This is a genomic window from Streptomyces sp. ISL-66, from assembly GCF_018614135.1.
In the GTDB taxonomy this organism is placed as follows: domain Bacteria; phylum Actinomycetota; class Actinomycetes; order Streptomycetales; family Streptomycetaceae; genus Streptomyces.
Window position 1 is genome coordinate 1 of record NZ_JAGGOW010000146.1, and the last position, 19,168, is coordinate 19,168.

The 19,168-nt window shown below is 73.4% G+C and carries 16 protein-coding genes; 4 read left to right on the forward strand and 12 right to left on the reverse strand.

Annotation, left to right across the window (positions count from 1 at the left end; translation table 11 throughout):
• Positions 1-83 precede the first annotated feature (83 nt).
• From J7E97_RS26680 to J7E97_RS26690, 3 genes are all read right to left on the reverse strand, one after another.
• Entirely contained in the window at positions 84-419 is a 336-nt protein-coding gene (locus J7E97_RS26680) for a (2Fe-2S)-binding protein (protein WP_215032217.1), read from the reverse strand.
• Positions 420-638: 219 nt separating this feature from the next.
• Positions 639-1,784 (reverse strand): FAD-binding oxidoreductase, encoded by a 1,146-nt coding sequence (locus J7E97_RS26685; RefSeq protein WP_215032219.1) that lies wholly within the window; start codon positions 1,782-1,784, stop codon positions 639-641.
• 103 nt (positions 1,785-1,887) lie between these two features.
• Positions 1,888-4,272, reverse strand: coding sequence for a collagenase (locus tag J7E97_RS26690; protein WP_215032221.1), 2,385 nt, complete (start codon positions 4,270-4,272; stop codon positions 1,888-1,890).
• A gap of 170 nt (positions 4,273-4,442) precedes the next feature.
• Here J7E97_RS26690 and J7E97_RS26695 point away from each other — a divergent pair, with 170 nt between their 5' ends.
• A complete protein-coding gene (locus tag J7E97_RS26695; RefSeq protein WP_215032223.1) occupies positions 4,443-5,903 on the forward strand; it encodes an aminopeptidase P family protein in 1,461 nt (486 codons plus the stop codon).
• 15 nt (positions 5,904-5,918) lie between these two features.
• Here J7E97_RS26695 and J7E97_RS36245 read toward each other — a convergent pair whose 3' ends face one another.
• The 4 genes from J7E97_RS36245 to J7E97_RS26715 form a co-directional block, all read right to left on the reverse strand.
• Positions 5,919-6,824: a hypothetical protein gene (locus J7E97_RS36245; protein ID WP_251055202.1), complete on the reverse strand. Its 906-nt coding sequence runs from the start codon at positions 6,822-6,824 to the stop codon at positions 5,919-5,921.
• A gap of 150 nt (positions 6,825-6,974) precedes the next feature.
• Positions 6,975-7,313, reverse strand: coding sequence for a hypothetical protein (locus J7E97_RS26705; protein ID WP_215032225.1), 339 nt, complete (start codon positions 7,311-7,313; stop codon positions 6,975-6,977).
• Between the two features lie 181 nt (positions 7,314-7,494).
• On the reverse strand, positions 7,495-7,893 hold the full coding sequence (locus J7E97_RS26710) for a RidA family protein (protein WP_215032227.1): 399 nt from the start codon (positions 7,891-7,893) through the stop codon (positions 7,495-7,497).
• Positions 7,890-9,167: an acyl-CoA dehydrogenase family protein gene (locus J7E97_RS26715; RefSeq protein ID WP_215032230.1), complete on the reverse strand. Its 1,278-nt coding sequence runs from the start codon at positions 9,165-9,167 to the stop codon at positions 7,890-7,892. The genes J7E97_RS26710 and J7E97_RS26715 overlap by 4 nt, the downstream gene beginning before the upstream one ends.
• A gap of 171 nt (positions 9,168-9,338) precedes the next feature.
• Here J7E97_RS26715 and J7E97_RS26720 point away from each other — a divergent pair, with 171 nt between their 5' ends.
• The 3 genes from J7E97_RS26720 to J7E97_RS26730 all read left to right on the forward strand — a co-directional run bounded on the left by J7E97_RS26720 (position 9,339) and on the right by J7E97_RS26730 (position 12,806).
• Complete coding sequence (locus J7E97_RS26720) at positions 9,339-10,994, forward strand: AMP-binding protein (protein WP_215032232.1); 1,656 nt, start codon at positions 9,339-9,341, stop codon at positions 10,992-10,994.
• Between the two features lie 25 nt (positions 10,995-11,019).
• Entirely contained in the window at positions 11,020-11,820 is an 801-nt protein-coding gene (locus J7E97_RS26725; protein ID WP_374224241.1) for a PaaX family transcriptional regulator C-terminal domain-containing protein, read from the forward strand.
• Between the two features lie 137 nt (positions 11,821-11,957).
• Complete coding sequence (locus J7E97_RS26730; protein WP_215032236.1) at positions 11,958-12,806, forward strand: GNAT family N-acetyltransferase; 849 nt, start codon at positions 11,958-11,960, stop codon at positions 12,804-12,806.
• A gap of 31 nt (positions 12,807-12,837) precedes the next feature.
• Here the strand turns inward: J7E97_RS26730 and J7E97_RS36250 are convergent, their stop codons facing one another.
• The 5 genes from J7E97_RS36250 to J7E97_RS26760 form a co-directional block, all read right to left on the reverse strand.
• Positions 12,838-15,225, reverse strand: a complete 2,388-nt coding sequence (locus J7E97_RS36250; RefSeq protein ID WP_251055208.1) for an FAD-dependent monooxygenase — start codon at positions 15,223-15,225, stop codon at positions 12,838-12,840.
• 19 nt (positions 15,226-15,244) lie between these two features.
• On the reverse strand, positions 15,245-16,072 hold the full coding sequence (locus J7E97_RS26745) for an enoyl-CoA hydratase family protein (protein ID WP_215032238.1): 828 nt from the start codon (positions 16,070-16,072) through the stop codon (positions 15,245-15,247).
• Between the two features lie 114 nt (positions 16,073-16,186).
• A complete protein-coding gene (gene argF, locus J7E97_RS26750; protein ID WP_215032259.1) occupies positions 16,187-17,197 on the reverse strand; it encodes an ornithine carbamoyltransferase in 1,011 nt (336 codons plus the stop codon).
• Between the two features lie 78 nt (positions 17,198-17,275).
• Entirely contained in the window at positions 17,276-18,502 is a 1,227-nt protein-coding gene (locus J7E97_RS26755) for an arginine deiminase (RefSeq protein WP_215032240.1), read from the reverse strand.
• 94 nt (positions 18,503-18,596) lie between these two features.
• Positions 18,597-19,064, reverse strand: a complete 468-nt coding sequence (locus J7E97_RS26760; RefSeq protein WP_251055203.1) for a hypothetical protein — start codon at positions 19,062-19,064, stop codon at positions 18,597-18,599.
• Between the last annotated feature and the right edge of the window lie 104 nt (positions 19,065-19,168).

Sequence of the window (19,168 nt, forward strand, 5' to 3'; positions counted from 1 at the left end):
GGCCGGCGCCGACGACGGCGAGCGCGACGGGCGCGGAGCCGCGGGCGCGGCCGGCTTCCGCGGCGGGGCCGGCGGTGGGGAGGTCAGACGGCGAGGTCGTCATGGCCGGTGCCTTCCTGGGTGGTGACGCGGTCGCCGGGGCGGGCGGGGACGAGGCACGCGCGTTGGTTCGGGCGGCCGTTGACGGTGACGAGGCAGTCGTAGCAGCTGCCGATCCCGCAGAACGCGCCGCGCGGGGCGGCGGCTTCCCGGGTGGTCCGCCACGCGAGGATGCCGGCGGACCAGAGGACGGCGGCGATGCTCTGCCCGGCTTGCGCGGGCAGTTCGCGGCCGTCGAAGCTCAGGGTCCAGGTTTCGGCGGGGGCGCCGCCGACCAGGTCGCGGGGCGACCTGCGCCGTCCCCTCGTCGCTTCGCTCATCGTTGTCCGTTCTCCTCGTTCCTCTGTACGGGTCCGTCCCTGACGATCACCACGGGGCCGGGCCGTACCGGCCCGGCGCCCCGCGGGGCTTGTCCCCTACCCACCCTTCCACCGTTCCCAGGGCTCCGCCCTGACCCGTAGAGCCCGGGCCGCGCCCGAACCCCCGGGGCTCCGCCCCGGACCCCGCGCCTCAAACGCCGGCGGGGCTTGAATGCGGGGTCAGAAGCGGGAAGGGTCAAAGGGAGCCGGGTCCAGGGGCGGGTTGGTGGCGGTCAGGGCGCCGGCGATCAGGAGGCCCGTCGCCGGGGCCAGGCCGATGCCCGCGCCCTCGTGGCCGCACGCGTGCAGCAGGCCCGGGACCCGGGGGTCCGGGCCGATCGCCGGGAGGTGGTCCGGCAGGTACGGTCGGAAGCCGTGGTAGGTGCGCAGTACCCGGACCTGCGCGAGGACCGGGAACAGCGCGGCCGCCTGCCCCGCGAGCCGCCGCAGCGCCTCGGTCGACAACGACCGGTCGAAGCCCACCCGTTCGCGCGTCGCCCCGATCAGGACCGGCCCGGCCGGGGTGCCCTCGACCACCGCCGAGGACTGGAGGGCCGCCGACCCGCTCGCCACGTCCGCGATGTAGTCCGCGGCGTAGACCTTGTGCCGCACCACCCTCGGCAGCGGTTCCGTCACCAGGACGAACCCCCGCCGGGGCAGCACCGGCAGGGTGACCCCGGCCAGTTCGGCCACCGCCCCGCCCCAGGTCCCGGCCGCGTTGACGACCGCCGGGGCGAGGAGGTCGCGGCGGGCCGTACGGACTCCACGGATCTCGCCCGCGGGACCCCGCAGCAGGGCCGTCACCTCTTCGCCGAGGTGCACCCGCGCCCCCGACGCCGACAGCAGCCGGGCGGCAGCCTGCGCGGGCTGGACCTGGGCGTCCTGCGGGTAGAGGAAACCGCCCGCCAGGTCCGGCGCCGAGTGGGGTTCCAGCTCGCGCAGTTCGCCCGGCCCGACCTCCACCGCGTCGACCCCGGCGGCGCGCTGGCCCTCCGCGAAGCTCCGTAGCGCCTTCACGGTGGCCTCGTCGGCCGCGACGACCAGGCCGCCCTTGGCCTCGTACTCGATCTCCCGGGGGAGATCGCGGGCGAGCTCGCGCCACAGGGCCGCCGACAGCAGGGCCAGGTCCAGCTCGGGTCCGGGTCCCTTGTCGGAGACGAGCAGATTGCCTTCGCCGGCGCCGGTCGTGCCGCCCGCGACCGGGCCACGGTCGACGACGGCCACGCGCAGTCCGGTGCGGGCGGCGTAGTAGGCGCACGCGGCTCCGACGACGCCCGCGCCGATGATCACGACGTCCAGGGAGGCCTGGTGCTGTCTCTTGGGCACGACAGTAATATGTCACATTCTTTAGGGAGGGAACAGGTCCCCCGGACGACCAGGACGGACGCGACGAACGGGCCGGCCCCCGCACCGGACCGGCCCGCGGCGGTCAGCTGCGCAGCGGACCCTCACAGCTGTAGGCCGAGGTCCCCGCCACGTGGTTGGTCCAGATCTCCACCGGGCCGAAGGAGCAGTTCATGTCGGCCAGGTTGTTCGAGGCCGCGCCCGCCCGGTCGAGGAGGAAGTAGTCGACCGTCTCGGACATGTCCTTGAAGTTCTGGTCGTCGTTGCGCCACTTCTTCAGGTTCGCGGTGATCCGGCCGGTACACGTGAAGCGCCGCTTGCCGGGGTCGCCGTTCTCCACGCAGTCCGGATTGTTGTACGTCGCCGTCGCGAAGGCGGACTTCACGTTCTCGAGCGCCGCGTCGCGCAGCTGCGCGTTCGGGGTGAAGGAGGTGTTCGGCACGTACAGCTGGTCCACCTTGGCGATCTGGGCGTCCAGGAAGCGGTTGTAGTCGCGCTGAAGGTAGGAGTCGCCGCCCATGCGGTGGCGCCAGGCGTCGAAGCCCTCCGGGTCGTTGGCGCGCAGGTAGCCGTACATCTCCTTGAGCAGCGTGGGGTGTTCGGTCCACATGAACTCGAAGAAGGTGCCCGCGTAGCTGTAGAAGCGGAAGCCGTCGCCGTCGTACGTGGCGTGCAGCAGCTCGTCCACCGTCATGCGCGGGCCGCCGCCGGCCGTGTCGCTGATGATGCTCTTGACCAGGGACTTGCGTACGGCGATGCCGTTGTCGCGGGTCGCGCCGTCGAAGAACTCGGCGGTGCCCTCGTCCATCGCGGTCGTGCGGTCGTTGTCGTACCAGGGACTGTCGCCGAAGAAGCCGGGGACGGCGAAGCGGCCGTTGAGGTAGTGCGTGTACTCGTGGCGGAAGAGCTCTTCCAGGGTGAGGGAGGAGTCCTGCGGTACGCGGCGCTGGTAGGTGTAGAAGGTGGCGCCGTTCTCGATGTAGATGCCGCCGTTGTTGGTGCCGTAGCCGGTCAGGATCGGGTGGTAGTTCTGGTAGTCCGCGCGGGAGGCGTAGAGCACGATGTTCAGCGTGGCGTTGACGTCTCCGGCGAGCGGCTCCTCGGTGCCGAGCACGCGGTGGAACTGCGCCTTGACCTGCTTGCTCGCGTAGTAGAGCTGGTCGACGGTGGCCTGGTCGAGGGCGGTGCGGACCTTGATGGCGCCGTTGTCGTAGGTGAAGGTGTTCGGGAAGAGCTGCTTCTCGATGTCCTCCTTGCACACGCCGTACGGCTTGCACGCCTCGTAGTAGTTGAGCCAGGAGACGACCTTCGCCCAGTGCTCGCTGCCGTCGCCGAAGGCGGCCTTGACCGGGCCCAGCAGCGCGCCGAGGTCGGCGACGACGCCGGCCTTCAGGCTGTCGATCTGGCCGAAGCGGCCGTACTCGCCGAGGGCGTCGCGCGCCACCCAGGCGTTGGAGGTGCCCTTGAGGTGGGTGTACGTCGCGAAGTCCTTGAAGAGCGCGCGGTACGCGGCGTCGCCGGCCACCGCCTCCTGGAACGCGGCGTCCTGGTTGCCCGGGTATACGCCGAGGTAGTTGACGGAGAGGGCGGCGAGCGCCGCGCCCGCCCAGGTGGTGTCCAGGTTCGTCGCGGGGTGCGACGGGTCCATGGTGGCCAGGACCTTCTTGATCGGGCCGAGCTGGTGCTGGCGCAGGCCGGGGGCGCTGCCCGCGTAGAGGGCCTCGCGCAGGGTGCGGGCGTTGGTCGCGGTGGCGTCGAAGGTGCGGGCGGCGTCGGCGAAGTCGGCGATGGCCCGGCGCATCGCGTCGACGGTCGGGGCGTCGGTGACGTCGATCTCGGTGCGCGAGTAGTCGTGGTAGGCCACGGCGTGCAGGTAGGTGAACATCTCCTCCAGGCGGGAGGAGTTGCGGCCGTCGTGGGCGGCGGCCAGCGAGGATATCCGGCGGGAGACCGCCTGGACGTGGGCGTCGGACATGACGGGCGCGAGGCGCGCGTCCCACGTCCAGATGAGGCCCCGCAGGCAGCCGTCGGCGGTGACGGCCTGGTCGCCGAGGAAGTCGGCGAGCTGCTCGGGGGTGAGGTTCGTGATCCCGTCGAGGGTGCAAGGGACGCCCGCGGCGGTGCTCCGCGCGGCAGGGGCGGACTTGCCGCTCTTCGCGGTGGCCACGGCGTCGGGCGCGGTCACGGCGCCGGGGACCTTGCCGTCGGCGACGGCCTGGCCGCCGGGGGCCGGGGCGGGGGCGGGGTCCGTCTTCGGCGCGTCGGCGAGGTGGTCGACCTCGTCGAACGGGTTCGCGCCCTGGGCGCCATCGGCGCCCGCGGTGAAGGTACCGGGAGCGGTAACGCCCTGAACGCTCGCCCCGGCTCCGGTATCGGCGGCCTGGGTCACGGCCTGGCCCGCGGTGGCGAGGAGGGTGACCGCGACGGCGGCGGAGAGGAGGGATGAACGCACGGCTCTGTGCTGGGACACCAAGTACTCCTGCTGGGAGGGGGGTGGGGAAGTGGTGCGTGAACTGCCCTGCGTCACGCGGCGTTTGACGAGGGTTAATGTGCCGCGGTGTGAGCTGTAACATAGTAATGTGAAATTGCACTGACAAGACCTGTGCACCCACCAGTTCGCGTCTTCTTGAGGGAGCCCCCGTGCCCGACACCCCCTCCCGCCCCGCCGCGAGGCTCAACACCAGCAGCCACGACCTGCCGGTGTCCGCGGAGTTGTCCCGTTTCATGGCGACGAACTGGGCGGCTGCGACCCCGCTTTCGTCCGCGGCCTCGCCCCCGGCCTCGTCCCCGTTCGGTGCCGCTGACGCCGCCGCCGGCACCTCCGCCCCCGCCCCCGCGCCCGCCCGCGCCGTCACTCCGGCCCGCCGCGACCGGCTCTCCGCCCGCTTCCCCGGCGAGCGGCTCGTGATCCCGGCCGGAGAGCTGAAGGTGCGCAGCAACGACTGCGACTACCGCTTCCGCCCGCACAGCGCGTACGCCTGGCTGACCGGGCTCACCGGCGAGGACCAGGCCGGCCACGTCCTCGTCATGGAGCCCGCCGGTCCGCACACCCACGAGGCCGTCCTCTACCTGCGCCCCCGCTCACCGCGCGCGGACGGCAACGAGGAGTTCTACCGCGACCGCCGCTACGGGGAGTTCTGGGTCGGCCGCCGACCCGCCCTGGCCGAGGCCGAGCAGCTCTCCGGCATCCGCTGCGCCCACCTGGACGACCTGACGGGCGGGCGCACCGCCCCCACCGGGCGCAACGCGGCCACGGACCCCGAGCTCGCCCAGGCCCTCTCCGAGCTGCGCCTCGTCAAGGACGCGTGGGAGGTGGCCCAGCTACAGCTGGCCGTCGACCACACGACGACGGGCTTCGAAGACGTCGTACGCGACCTCCCGCGCGCCCTCGCCCACCCGCGCGGGGAGCGCTGGATCGAGGGCGTCTTCAACCGCCGCGCCCGCGCCGAGGGCAACGGCACCGGGTACGACACGATCGCCGCGTCGGGCGCGCACGCGTGCGTCCTGCACTGGATCCGCAACGACGGCCGGCTGAACGGGGACGAACTCCTGCTGCTGGACGGGGGCGTGGAGACCGACACCCTCTACACGGCGGACGTCACCCGCACCCTCCCGCTGTCGGGACGGTTCTCCTCCGTGCAGCGGCAGGTCTACGAGCTGGTCCTCGCGGCCCAGGACGCGGGCATGGCGGCGCTGCGGCCGGGCGCGAGCTTCCGCGACTTCCACCGGGCCGGGATGCGGGTGATCGCCGAGGGGCTCGCCGAGTGGGGCGTGCTCAAGCACGCGGAGGGCGACCTGCACCGCCGGTACACGCTGTGCAGCAGCGGGCACATGCTGGGGCTGGACCTGCACGACTGCGCCAAGGCCCGGGCGGACACCTACCTGGACGGGGTACTGGAGGAGGGGCAGGTCCTCACGGTCGAGCCGGGCCTCTACCTCCAGAGCGACGACGAGACCCTCCCGCCCGAACTGCGCGGGATCGGCGTCCGCATCGAGGACGACCTGGTGATCACCGCCGAGGGCGCCCGGCTGATGTCGGGCGCCCTGCCGCGCACGGTGGCGGGGGTCGAGGAGTGGATGGGGAACCTGCTGGAGGGCTGAGCCGCACCCCGCCGCTCAGCGGCCGTACGAGCCGATGCCGACGAGGCAGTACACGTACTCGTTGATGGGGATCCCGTTGCGGGTGTAGCGGTAGGAGAAGGCGTACTCGGTCTTCGGATTGTCGTTGCAGCGGTCCAGGTCCGAAGTCAGCGGGATGCTCTCGATCACCCGGTAGTGCGCGTCGGACGCCGAGCAGGAGACCTCCTCGACGCCGGTGACCCGCTGCGCGGTCGTCGAGTCCGGCAGGGTGCCGTTGAGGCAGGTGCCCCGGTCGAACGGGGTGGGGGCCGGCTCCTCGGAGGGCGTCGCCGCCGTGTCGGCCGGCGTTTCCGGCGGGGTCGGGGTGCTCACCACGGGCGGCGGGGTGGGATCGGGCGACGGCGACCAGACACTGGCGCTGAACGAGGGAGCGGGCCGCGGGGCGGCCTCGGGACCGTCGTCGTCGTTCACGTTGGTCAGCACGACGGCGCCGACGACCAGGGCGACGACCACTCCGAGCGCCACCAGACAGCCCCGGGCGGTCGGCGTTCCCCCGGGGCGGGAACCGGGTCCGGGCCCGGTCTGCCCCGGGCCCGTCGTGGGGACCCCCGGGGTCCCGAAGAAGGCCGCACCCGACGTCGGCCCCGGCGCACGGGCGCTCGGGGGCGGGGTCGCGGCCGGGTTCGGCGGCGGAGTCGGGGAGGCGGTCGGGGGCCGGGAGGCGGTCGGCGGCGGGGTCGGGGACGCGGGTACGCCCGCGTCCGGGCCCACCCGGATGCGCACCAGTACCTCGGCGGCTCCGACGCGGGCCCGGACGAGATCGCCGTCCTTGGAGGGCGGGATTCTGAGCCTGGCCGGGCCGGTGGCCAGGCTCACGGTGGTGATCACCCCGTACTTGGCCTGCTGCGGGGTGATCGTTAAGCGGATCTCTTCAGACGACACCGGCTGCTCCGAGAGGTGGCGGTCGTGCGGACGTGGCCTGTGCAACCCACGGAAGTCTGCCCGCCAGCCACGCGGGGACGCAGCCGTTCCGCGAGATCCCCCGCGGTGCCCACGCGCACGCCGCTGCCTCGGAGCCGGTGTCGTCAGTGGTCAGTCGTTCCAGTTGTTCCAGTCGTGGTGGCCGTTGTTCCAGCCGCTGTCGTGCCAGTTGTTGTCGTTGTTCCAGCTGTCGTGGTTCCAGTTGTCGTGGTTCCAGTTGTCGTTGCTCCAGTTGTCGTTGCTCCAGTTGCTGTGGTGCCAGTTGCTGTTCCAGTGGTCGTTGTCGTTGTTCCAGTTGCTGTGGTCCCAGCACCAGCTGGGCCGGGCGTTCCCGCGCGAGGGGTCGCAGCAGTAACGCCACCAGCTGTCCCCACGCCAGTTGTCCCCACGCCAGTCGGAACACTGATAGGTCTGCGGCAGTCCCGACGCAAAAGCGCTGCTGACGGGCATCAAGCCGAGTGTGATCCCGGCGGCTCCTGCCACGGCTGCCGCAACGAACCCACGGCGCATGTTCATACACCTCCGAGAAGGAAGGGTCCAAATCGCCCCGGTATAGGGCATTTCCACCCTCCACCCTCCCTTCTCGACTGTCAAAGGCACCCCTTCCCACCAGCGGAAACGTCCGAAACCGCTACGGAAGCACCGCGAGCCCGTCCATCTCGACGAGCGCGGCCTCGTCCCAGAGCCGGACCGCGCCCACGACCGCCATGGCCGGGTACTCGCGGCCGGCCAAACGGCGCCAGATCAGGCCGAGTTCGGGTGCGCGGGCCCGGTAGTCCGCCACGTCGACGGCGTAGACGGTGACCCGCGCCAGATCGGCCGGCGAGCCGCCCGCTCCGGCCAGCGCCGCCAGCAGGTTCGCCAGCGCCCGCTCGAACTGCTGCGGCAAGGTGTCCCCGACCACCTTGCCCGCGCCGTCGAGCGCCGTCTGGCCGGCCAGGAACACCAGCCGGCTCCCGCTCGCGACCACCGCGTGCGAGAACCCCTTCGCCGGGGACAGCTCCTCCGGGTTGATCCGCTCCACGCTCACGCTTCCCCCACCTCCGTCGCCTCTGGCGTCGTACGCGTCCCCGGCGCTCCCGCCGCCCCCGTCATCCCTGGCCTCCCCGCCGCCCGCGCCCGGTGGTCCCGGTAGAGCTCCTTCGCGATGATCGTGCGCTGCACCTCGCTCGCCCCCTCGTAGATCCGCGGCGCCCGCACCTCCCGGTAGAGGTGTTCCAGCAGGTGACCCCGCCGCAGGGCGACGGCCCCGTGCAGTTGCACGGCGTGGTCGACCACGTACTGCGCCGTCTCCGTAGCCAGCAGCTTCGCCATCGCCGCCCGCCGCGGCACCTCGGGCGAACCGCTGTCGTACGCGCCCGCCGCCGCGTACACCAGGAGCCGCGCGGCCTCGGTGCGGGTGGCCATCTCGGCCAGCCGGTGTGCCACGGCCTGCAGGTCGCCCAGTACTCCGCCGAAGGCGGTCCGGGCCGCCGTGTGCGCCACGGTCGCGTCCAGCGCGGCCCTGGCCATCCCCACGGCGAAGGCGCCCACGCTGGGCCGGAACAGGTTCAGGGTGTCCATGGCCACCCGGAAGCCCCGGCCGGGCTCCCCCAGCAGGTCGGCCGGGCCCACGGGGACCCCGTCGAAGGACAGCGCGCCGATCGGATGCGGGGAGAGCATGTCGAGCGCCTCGCCCGAGAGCCCCGGCCGGTCCGCGGGGACCAGGAAGGCGGTGATCCCCTTGGCGCCCGGGCCCTCGCCGGTGCGGGCGAAGACCGTGTAGAAGTCCGCCTCCGGGGCGTTGGAGATCCAGCACTTGCTCCCGTGCAGCCGCCAGCCGCCACCCGACGCCGCGCCGCCCGACGCCCCGCCGCCCGGCTCCCGTACGGCTTCCAGCGCCAGCGCCGCCGCGTCCGAGCCGGCCCCGGGCTCGCTCAGCGCGAACGCCGCCACCACCCGCCCCGCCCGCACCCCCGGCAGCCAGCGCTCCCGTTGCGCATCGCTGCCGGAGCGGAGCACCGGGTGGGCGCCCAGCCCCTGGAGGGCGAGCGCCGTCTCGGCTTCCGTGCAGCCGTAGGCGAGGGATTCGCGCAGCAGGCACAGTTCCAGCGCGCCCGAGGTGAACAGCCGGTCCAGCAGCCCCTCTTCGCCCAGCGCGGCCAGCAGCGGCCGGTTGACCCGGCCCGCCTCCCCCTTCTCCGCCAGCGGCCGCAGCCGCTGCGCCGCCAGGGTGCGCAGCCGCGCGCACCATTCCTCCTGGTCCGTCCCGAGCGCGAAGCCCGCGGACCCGGCGGAGCCGGCGAATCCCGCGATTCCTGTCATCCGATCGCCCCAGCCTCTATCGCGTCCTGTTGACTGCCGTCACCATGACGATACGCTCGTGCTGCGATCGCACGGCAGCCCCACAGCTCCACCCGCTCGGTTCCTCAAGGTCCATACGGAGGGTCCGGCCCGCACCCGGGACCCGGACCGTTGCAAGGGGGCGAACCCGCCTTGGAGCTCAACCCTTCCGCTCACCGTGACACCTTCGCGCGCGACCATCTGCCGCCCGTCCACGCCTGGCCGCGGCTCCTCTTCGAACTCCCCGGGCTGGCCTACCCCGACCGCCTCAACTGCGGGGTGGAGCTGCTCGACGCCACCATCGCCCGCCTCGGCCCCGGCCGCCCCGCCTTCCGCGGCGCGGACGGCACGGTGTGGTCGTACGGGGAGCTCCACGCCCGCGTCGACCGGCTCGCGCACGTCCTGACCTCCGATCTCGGGGTCGTCCCCGGCAACCGCGTGCTCCTGCGCGGTCCCACCGGCCCCTGGCTCGCCGCCTGCTGGCTGGCGGTGATGAAGGCCGGCGCGGTGGCCGTCACCGTCCTCGCGCAGCAGCGCGCGCAGGAGCTGGCCACGGTCTGCGCGATGGCCCGGGTGAGCCACGCCCTGTGCCACGCGGAGGTCGTGGACGACCTGGTCAAGGCGGAGGTGCCGGGCCTGCGGATCACCGCGTACGGCGGCGAGGCCCCCGACGACCTGCTGCGCCTGGCCGGGGCCGACCGCCACGCGGAGCCCTTCCCGGCGGTGGACACCTCCGCCGACGACGTCGCGCTGATCGCCTTCACCTCGGGCACCACCGGGCGCCCCAAGGGCTGCATGCACTTCCACCGCGACCTCCTGGCGGTCGCCGACACCTTCTCCCGGGAGGTGCTGCGCCCCCGCCCCGACGACGTCTTCGCGGGCAGTCCGCCGCTCGGCTTCACCTTCGGTCTCGGCGGGCTGGTGGTGTTCCCGCTGCGCGCCGGCGCCTCGGCGCTCCTGCTGGCGGACGCGGCCCCGCGCCGGCTGCTGCCCGCACTCGCCGAGCACCGGGTGTCGGTGCTGTTCACCGCGCCCACCGCCTACCGGTCGATGCTGGACACGCTGGGCCCCTACGACACGGGCGCCTACGACCTCTCCGCGCTGCGCCGCTGCGTCTCGGCGGGCGAGAACCTGCCGGCCGGCACCTGGCAGGCCTGGTACGAGCGCACCGGTCTGCGGATCATCAACGGCATCGGCGCGACCGAGCTGCTGCACATCTTCATCTCGGCGGCCGACGAGGACATCCGGCCCGGTACGACCGGCCGGGTCGTGCCCGGCTGGCAGGCCCGGGTGGTGGACCCGGCGGGGCGGCCGGTCGCGGACGGCGAAGCGGGGCTGCTGGCCGTGCGGGGGCCGGTGGGCTGCCGCTATCTGGCGGACCCACGGCAGGGCGAGTACGTCCGGGACGGCTGGAACGTCACGGGTGACACCTACGTCCGCGACGCGGAGGGCTACTTCCGCTACGTGGCCCGGGCCGACGACATGATCATCTCGGCCGGGTACAACATCGCGGGCCCGGAGGTCGAGGAGGCGCTCCTGCGCCACCCCGACGTGCTGGAGGTGGCGGTGGTCGGCCGCCCGGACGAGCGGCGCGGACAGATCGTGGTGGCGTACACGGTCCTGCGGGAGGGGGTGGTCCTCACCGAGGACGCCCTGCGCACCTTCATGCGGACCGAGCTCGCCCCGCACAAGTGCCCGCGCACCTTCGTGTTCCTGCCCGCCCTGCCCCGCACGGCCACCGGCAAGCTGCAGCGCTTCCGACTGCGCGAGGAAGGCCCTGACCGGCCGGAACTGCCCGTCACACCCTGAAGTGAACCCGTCTAAAGTGAAACCCGTGGCCGAGCAGCACACCCCGCGATCCCTGATCGTCACGTTCTACGGGGCCTACGGCCGGGCCTTCCCCGGCCCGGTTCCCGTCTCCGCGCTGGTCCGCCTGCTGGGCGCGGCCGGCGTGGACGCCCCGTCCGTCCGCTCGTCGGTGTCCCGGCTGAAGCGGCGCGGCTTCCTGCTGCCCGCGCGGGCCGGGGACGGCTCGGCGGCCTACGAGCTCTCCGAGGAGGCCCGGCAGCTGCTGGAGGACGGCGACCGGCGGATCTACGGGGCTCCGCGCCGGTCGCAGGAGTGGCTGCTGGCCGTCTTCTCCGTCCCGGAGCAGGAGCGCGCCAAACGGCACCTGCTGCGCTCCCGCCTCGCCCGGCTCGGCTTCGGCACCGTGGCGCCGGGCGTCTGGATCGCCCCGGCGCACCTGGGGGGCGAGACCCGGCGCACCCTGGACCGGCTGCACCTGACGGCGTACGTGGAGCTCTTCGGCGGCGCCCACCTGGGCTTCGCCCCGACGGCGGAGGCGGTGTCCCGCTGGTGGGACCTGGCGGCCCTGGCCAAGCAGCACGAGGAGTTCCTCGACCTCCACGAACCGGCCCTGCGCGCCCTGCAGACCAGCCCGGCCCCCACCCCGGAAGCCGCCTACCGCGGCTACCTCCTCGCCCTGGACACCTGGCGCCGACTCCCGTACGCCGACCCGGGCCTGCCGCGGGAGCTCCTCCCGGCGGACTGGCCGGGCGACCGCGCGGCGGCGGTCTTCGCCGAACTCCACGACCGTCTGCGGGACACCGGCGCGCAGTTCGCGCAGCCGTGACCGACCGCCGCACGCCCACCTCGCCCCACTCCCCCGGCGCGACCGGTGGACCGTCCCGGCGGCCCGCCGTGCCCCGTGCCCCGTGCCCCGCCCGAAAACCGGCTGCGCCCCGGCCCGGGGACGGGCCACCATGGGCCATGACGTGGACCTTCGGCTCAGACCTGGCGGCCTGGCTGCCCGCCGCGCGGGCCGCCGTGGCCGCGCGGCCCGTGGTGAACACCCTCCTGCTCACCGTCATGGAGGGCCTGGAGCGGGGCGGCCCGAACGCCTACGGCCCGGGCACTCCCCTCTTCGGCTCCTGGACCGGACCCGGCGGCCGGGTGACCGGGGCCGTGCTGCGCACGCCACCGCACCCGCTGCTGGTGGGCGCGCTGCCACGGGAGGCGCTCCCCGCGCTGGGGGCCGCCCTCGCCGCCGAACCGCTGTTCGCCGGGGTCGACGCCCTCAACGCCCGCCGGGCCGACGCGGAGGTCCTCGCGTCCGCCTGGGGCCGGCCGACGACGGTCTGCGAGGAGAACCGCCTCTACCGCCTCGGCGGGCTCCGCACCCCGGATCCCGCCCCGGCCGGGCGGCCCCGCAGGGCCACCGGGTCCGATCTGCCGCTGCTGCGGGACTGGACCGCCGCCTTCCACCGGGAGGCCGGCCTGCGCGGCGCCGTCCCCGAAGCCCTGCTGCGCGACCGGCTCTCGTACGGGGGGACCCTGCTCTGGGAGGACGGCGGCGGGCCGGTCTCGATGGCCGGCTTCCACCGGCCGGTGGCCCGCGTCGCCCACGTGGCCCGCGTCGGCCCGGTCTACACCCCGCCCGCGCACCGGGGCCGCGGCTACGGCGCCGGGGTCACGCACGCGGTGAGCGAAGCGGCGTACGCGGCCGGCGCCGCGGAGGTCCTGCTCTTCACGGACCTGGCCAATCCCACCAGCAACGGCGTCTACCGGCGCCTGGGCTACGTACCGGTCGAGGACCGCACCGAGCTCCTGGCGACCTGAGCGAAGGGCCCGGGCCGTCTCGGCGGACCGGCTAGTCGCGCCCCGTCGGCGGGGTGCGGCTGCCGGCCAGGTACGGGGTGGGCCAGGGGGCGGCCGGGCCCGTGTAGGACTGCTCGGCGGCCGCGTGCAGGGTCCAGTGGGGGTCGTAGAGGTGGGGGCGGCCGAGTGCGCACAGGTCGGCGCGCCCGGCCAGGAGGAGGGAGTTGACGTCGTCCCAGGAGGAGATCGCGCCGACGGCGATGACCGGAACGCCCAGGGCACTGCGGATCCGGTCGGCGTACGGGGTCTGGTACGAGCGCCCGTACTCGGGGGCCTCCTCGGCCACCACCTGGCCCGTCGAGACGTCGATGGCGTCGACCCCGTGGGCCACGAAGGCCTCGGCGATGGCCACGGCGTCCTCGGGCGAGGTGCCGCCGGGCGCCCAGTCGGTGGCCGAGAGGCGGACCGTCATCGGCCGGTCCCCGGGCCAGACGGCGCGGACGGCGTCGAAGACCTCGAGCGGGAAGCGGAGCCGGTTCTCCAGCGGGCCGCCGTAGGCGTCGGTGCGGTGGTTGGTCAGCGGGGAGAGGAAGCCGGAGAGCAGGTAGCCGTGCGCGCAGTGCAGTTCCAGCAGGTCGAAGCCGCTGTCGGCGGCCCGCACGGCGGCGGCCGCGAAGTCGGAGCGGACGGCGGCGAGGTCGCCGGTGGTCAGGGCCCGCGGGACCGCCGAGATCCCGGGCCGGTACGGCAGCGCGGAGGCGGCCACCAGCGGCCAGTTGCCCTCGGGCAGGGGAATGTCCATGCCCTCCCACATCACCCGGGTCGAGCCCTTGCGGCCCGAGTGGCCGAGCTGGACCCCGAGGGCGGTCCCGGGCGCGGAGGCGTGCACGAAGTCGGCGATCCGCGCCCAGGCGGCCGCCTGCTCCTGCGTGTACAGCCCCGTGCAGCCGGGCGTGATGCGGCCCTCGGGACTGACGCAGACCATCTCCGTCATCACCAGCCCGGCCCCGCCGAGCGCCCGCGCGCCGAGGTGCACCAGGTGGAAGTCGCCCGGCACGCCACCGCCTCCGGCCGCCGGGACGCCGCCGGCCGCCGAGACGCCTCCGGGCGCTGAAGCCTTCTCCGCCGCCGGGGCACCCCCGACCGCCGAAGCACCCCCGACCGCCGAAGCGCCCCCCACCGCCGAAGCACCCCCCACCGCCGAATACATGTCCATCGGGGACACCACGACCCGGTTGCGCAGGGTCAGCCCCCGGAGCGTGAACGGCGTGAACATCGGCGGGGTTGCCGCCCCGTCGGGTCCGGCCTCGGGGCAGCCGAACTCGCGTTCCACCGCGCGGGTGAAGCGCGGGTCGCGCAGCCGCAGGTTGCCGTGGGTGACTCGCCGGCTGCGCGTGAGGAGGTTGAAGGCGAACTGCCGGGGGCTCTGGTCCACGTATCCGGCGAGCTCCTCGAACCACCGCATGCTGGCGGCCGCCGCCCGCTGCGTCGAGGCCACCGCCGGCCGCCGCGCGGCCTCGTACGCGGCCAGGGCGGCCGGGACGTCGCCGTCCGTCCTCGCGCCGATCGCCTCGGCCAGCGCGAGCGCGTCCTCCACCGCCAGTTTGGTTCCGGAGCCGATCGAGAAGTGGGCGGTGTGCGCCGCGTCCCCGACGAGCACCACGTTGCCGTGCGACCAGCGCTCGTTGACGACGGTACGGAACTGCGTCCACGCCGAGCGGTTCCCGCGCAGCGGGCGCCCCCGCAGGGCCTCGCTGAAGATCTTGGCGCAGCGCGCCGCCGATTCCTCCTCGTCGCAGAGGTCGAAGCCCGCCGCCCGCCAGACCTCCTCGCGCATCTCGACGATCACGGTGGAGGCGTCCGCCGCGTACGGGTACGCGTGCAGCTGCACCACCCCGTGCTCGGTCTCGGCGATCTCGAAGCGGAAGGCCTCCAAGGCGAAGTCGGCGGCCAGCCAGATGTAGCGGCAGCGCCCGGCCGTCACCGTCGGACCGTAGTGCGCGGCCCCGTCCTGCCGGGTCCGGCTGTTGACCCCGTCCGCGGCGACCACCAGGTCGTACACGGACGCGAGTGCCTCGGGATCGGGCGCCTGGGCGTGGAAGCGGAGCCGGACCCCGAGTCCCGCGCACCGCTCGTGCAGGATCTCCAGCAGCCGGCGCCGCCCCAGTGCGGCGAAGCCGTGGCCGCCGGAGGTCAGTGGCCGGCCCCGGTGCACGACGTGGACCTCGTCCCAGCGCACGAACTCCGCGCAGAGTGCGGCGTAGACCGCGGAGTCGGCAGCTTCGATGCCGCCGAGGGTCTCGTCCGAGAGCACCACGCCGAAGCCGAAGGTGTCGTCGGGGGCACCCCGTTCCCACACCTCCACCATGTGGCCCTGCCGGGCCAGCAGCGTGGCGGCGTAGAGCCCGCCCGGTCCGCCGCCCACCACGGCCACCCTCATCCGGCCGGCGGACACGGGATCACCTGCCCTTCCACTGGGGCGGCCGCTTCCCGGTGAAGGCCGCGTGGAACTCCCGGTAGTCCTCGCCGTTCATCAGCAGGGCCTGCGTGTTCGCGTCCAGCTCCACGGAGGCGGCGAGCGGCATGTCCAGCTCGGCGGTGAGCAGGGCCTTGGTCTGCGCGTACGCGAGGGCGGGCCCGGCGGCGAGGTGCGCGGCGAGCTCGGCGGCCCGCTCGCCGGCCCGGCCCTCCTCGGTGACCTCGCTCAGCAGCCCGATCCGCTCCGCCTCCGGGGCCCTGACCTGTTCCCCCAGCATCAGCAGCCGGGTGGCGTGCCCGAGCCCGACGACCCGGGGCAGCAGGTACGCGGCGCCCATGTCCCCGCCGGAGAGGCCGACCCGGGTGAAGAGGAAGGCGAAGCGGGCGGTGGGGTCCGCGATCCGGAAGTCGGCGGCCAGCGCGAGGACGGCCCCGGCTCCGGCCGCGACCCCGTGGACGGCGGCGATCACCGGGAAGGGGCATTCGCGCAGCGCGCGGACCACCTGGCCGGTCATCCGGTTGAAGTCCAGGAGCTGGGCGGTGTCCATCGCGAGGGTGGCGCCGATGATCTCGTCCACGTCGCCGCCGGAGCAGAAGCCGCGCCCCTCGCCGCCGAGCACGAGGGCGCGCACGGACCGCTCCCGGGACAGTTCGGCGAGGAGGTCGCGCAGGTCGGCGTAGGCGCCGAAGGTGAGCGCGTTCAGCTTCTCGGGGCGGTCGAGGGTGACGGTGGCGACGCCGTCTTTCCGGTCCACCCGCAGGTGGCGCCACCGTTCGGTCGCTGGTGCGGAACCAAGGAAGGGGCTCACGCTCCCGAAGGTATCACCGGATGGTGACTGCCGTCACATAAACGCGACACGAGGACGAGGTTCCGCACCCCCTACGGCCCCTCACCCGCTCGCGCGCGCTCCCCCGGCGCATGACTATGCGCCGGGCGCCGCCAGCGTCGCGACGAGGACCGCCTTGATGGTGTGCAGCCTGTTCTCGGCCTCGTCGAAGACGACGGAGTGCGCCGACTCGAACACCTCGTCGGTCACCTCCAGCGACTCCAGCCCGTGCCGCTCGTGGATCTCCCGGGACACCTTGGTGCCGAGGTCGTGGAAGGCCGGCAGGCAGTGCATGAACTTCACGTCCGGGTTCCCCGTCGCGCGCAGCACGTCCATCGTGACGGCGTACGGGGACAGCGACTCGATCCGCTCGTCCCAGACCTCCTTGGGCTCGCCCATGGAGACCCAGATGTCGGTGAGGACGAAGTCGGCCTGGCCGACGCCTTCCGCGACGTCCTCGGTGAGGGTGATCCGGGCGCCGCTCGCGGCCGCCAGCTCGCGCGCCGCGGCCACCACGGGCTCGGCCGGCCAGTACCGCCGCGGCGCGACGATCCGTACGTCCATGCCCAGCAGCGCGCCGGTCACCAGGTAGGAATTGCCCATGTTGAAACGGGCGTCGCCGAGGTAGGCGAAGGCGATCCGCTCCAGCGGCTTGGCGCAGTGCTCGGTCATGGTGAGGACGTCGGCCAGCATCTGGGTGGGGTGCCAGTCGTCGGTGAGGCCGTTGAAGACGGGCACGCCGGAGTGGGCGGCGAGCTGCTCCACGGTGTCCTGCGCGTCGCCCCGGTACTCGATGCCGTCGAACATCCGGCCCAGCACCCGCGCGGTGTCCCTGACCGACTCCTTGTGGCCCATCTGGGAGCCGGAGGGGTCGAGGTAGGTGGTGTGGGCGCCCTGGTCGGCGGCGGCCACCTCGAAGGCGCAGCGGGTGCGGGTCGAGGTCTTCTCGAAGATCAGGGCGATGTTCTTGCCCTGGAGGCGGCGCCGCTCGGTCCCGGCCTTCTTGGCCGCCTTGAGTTCGGCGGCGAGCTCGATCAGGCCGCGGAACTCGGCGGCGGTGAAGTCGAGCTCCTTGAGAAAACTGCGGCCGACGAGGTCGGTGGCCATGAGGGACTCCAGAGTCACGGTGACAGGGGAACGCTGGAAGTCTATACGACCGTCTGTATTGATATACAGACCCCGCGGCTAGATCGCGTCCCGCTCCACCGGGCAGCTCATGCAGCGCGGACCGCCCCGCCCCCGGCCCAGCTCGCTGCCCGGGATCTCGATCACCTCGATGCCCTCCTTGCGCAAGTAGGTGTTGGTCGTGACGTTCCGCTCGTACGCGATGACCACGCCCGGCTCCACCGCGAGCACGTTGCAGCCGTCGTCCCACTGCTCCCGCTCCGCCGCGTGCACGTCCTGGGTCGCCGTGAACACCCGGATCGAGTCCAGCCCGAGGGCGGCGGCGATGGCCCGGTGCATGTGCTCGGGCGGATGGTCGGTCACCTTCAGCTCGCCCGCCCCGTCGCCCGGCTCGATCGTGTAGGAGCGCAGCATGCCCAGACCCCCGTACTGGGTGAACGTGTCCGCGTCGACCATCGTCATCACCGTGTCCAGGTGCATGAACGCCCGCCGCTTCGGCATGTCGAGCGCCACGATCGTCGTCGCCGACCCGGCGGCGAACAGCCCGCGCGCCAGCATCTCCACCGCCTGCGGAGTGGTCCGCTCGCTCATCCCGATCAGCACGGCTCCGTTGCCGATGACCAGGACGTCGCCGCCCTCGATCGTCGAGGGGTAGTCGGCCTGCCCCTGCGACCAGTAGTGGAAGGCGCCGGAGGCGGTGAAGAGCGGGTGGTGCTTGTAGATGGCCTCGAAGTGCACGGTCTCGCGCTGCCGGGCCGGCCAGCGCATCGCGTTGATGGAGACCCCGTCGTAGATCCAGGCGGAGGTGTCGCGGGTGAAGAGGTGGTTGGGCAGCGGGCCCAGCAGGAAATCGTCCACTTCCAGTGCGTGGAAGCGGACCGACACCGGCTCCGCGTGCCGCTCCAGGTACTCCCGCTTGGTCATCCCGCCGACCAGCGCCTCGGCCAGCTCGGCCGAGGTCAGCCCGTCGAAGGCCGACCGCAGGTGGTCGGTCGCGAGCGGACCGTACTCCTTCTCGTCGAAGACCCGGTCCAGTACGAGGTGTCTCGCCTCCGGGACGTCGAGGGCCTCGGTGAGCAGTTCGCCGAAGAGGTGGACCGCGACGCCCCGGTCGCGCAGTACGTCGGCGAAGCCGTCGTGCTCCTGGCGGGCCCGGCGCACCCACAGCACGTCGTCGAAGAGGAGCGCGTCCTTGTTGCTCGGTGTGAGCCGCTTCAGCTCCAGGTCGGGCCGGTGGAGGATGACGCGGCGCAGCCGCCCGGTCTCGGAATCGACATGGAATCCCATGGCGTACACGTTCGCAGACCGGGCGGCTTTTTGACGTGGCGTCGGCCCAGAGGACCGGGCGGGGACGGCGCGGCGGCCGGATCCGGCCGCCGGTTCAGCGCAGGCCGAGCAGGGCCTCCGGAGCACCCGTGATCTCCGGGGCGATCACGCCCAGCGCAGGCGTGGTCAGGTTCGGCAGACCGTAGTTGGAACCGTCGGGCATGCTCAGCGGGGAGCCGACGAGCAGTCCCGGGGTGCGGGTGCGCAGGGTGGTCGCGGGCGCGTCCAGCGAGCCCTCGCCGTCCGTCTCGGGCTTGCCCGCCAGGTTCGACACCGGGGAGGTGACGAGGGTGTTCCCGAGTTCGGTACCGATCGGCACCGCCGGGAGCAGCGGGGTCGGCAGCATGTCGCCGGTGTGGTGCACGGGCGCCTGGGGCGCGCCGACGACGGGAATCGGGACCCCGGTAGCCAGGTGCGGGACGTCCACGCCGAGCGTGGTCCGCACCGCGTCCAGGGGGACACCCACGGGCACCGTGTCGGCCATGGCCGGGGTGGCCGCGCCGGCCGCTGCCATACAGGTCATGAGTGCCGCAATGCTTCCGCGCGCGGTCATCTTCATAGGTGACGTTCCGTCCTTCCAGGGTCGCGGACATTCCGCTGCCCTGGATGAACGATCCCGCCGGTGGG

Bases quoted from the DNA above. Each gene is read 5' to 3' on its own strand.
- J7E97_RS36250 (WP_251055208.1), bottom strand. From the start codon at position 15,225: ATGAGGGTGGCCGTGGTGGGCGGCGGACCGGGCGGGCTCTACGCCGCC.
- J7E97_RS26680 (WP_215032217.1), bottom strand. From the start codon at position 419: ATGAGCGAAGCGACGAGGGGACGGCGCAGGTCGCCCCGCGACCTGGTC.
- J7E97_RS26755 (WP_215032240.1), bottom strand. From the start codon at position 18,502: ATGGGATTCCATGTCGATTCCGAGACCGGGCGGCTGCGCCGCGTCATC.
- argF (WP_215032259.1), bottom strand. From the start codon at position 17,197: ATGGCCACCGACCTCGTCGGCCGCAGTTTTCTCAAGGAGCTCGACTTC.
- J7E97_RS26760 (WP_251055203.1), bottom strand. From the start codon at position 19,064: ATGACCTGTATGGCAGCGGCCGGCGCGGCCACCCCGGCCATGGCCGAC.
- J7E97_RS26730 (WP_215032236.1), top strand. From the start codon at position 11,958: ATGACGTGGACCTTCGGCTCAGACCTGGCGGCCTGGCTGCCCGCCGCG.
- J7E97_RS26705 (WP_215032225.1), bottom strand. From the start codon at position 7,313: ATGCCCGTCAGCAGCGCTTTTGCGTCGGGACTGCCGCAGACCTATCAG.
- J7E97_RS26715 (WP_215032230.1), bottom strand. From the start codon at position 9,167: ATGACAGGAATCGCGGGATTCGCCGGCTCCGCCGGGTCCGCGGGCTTC.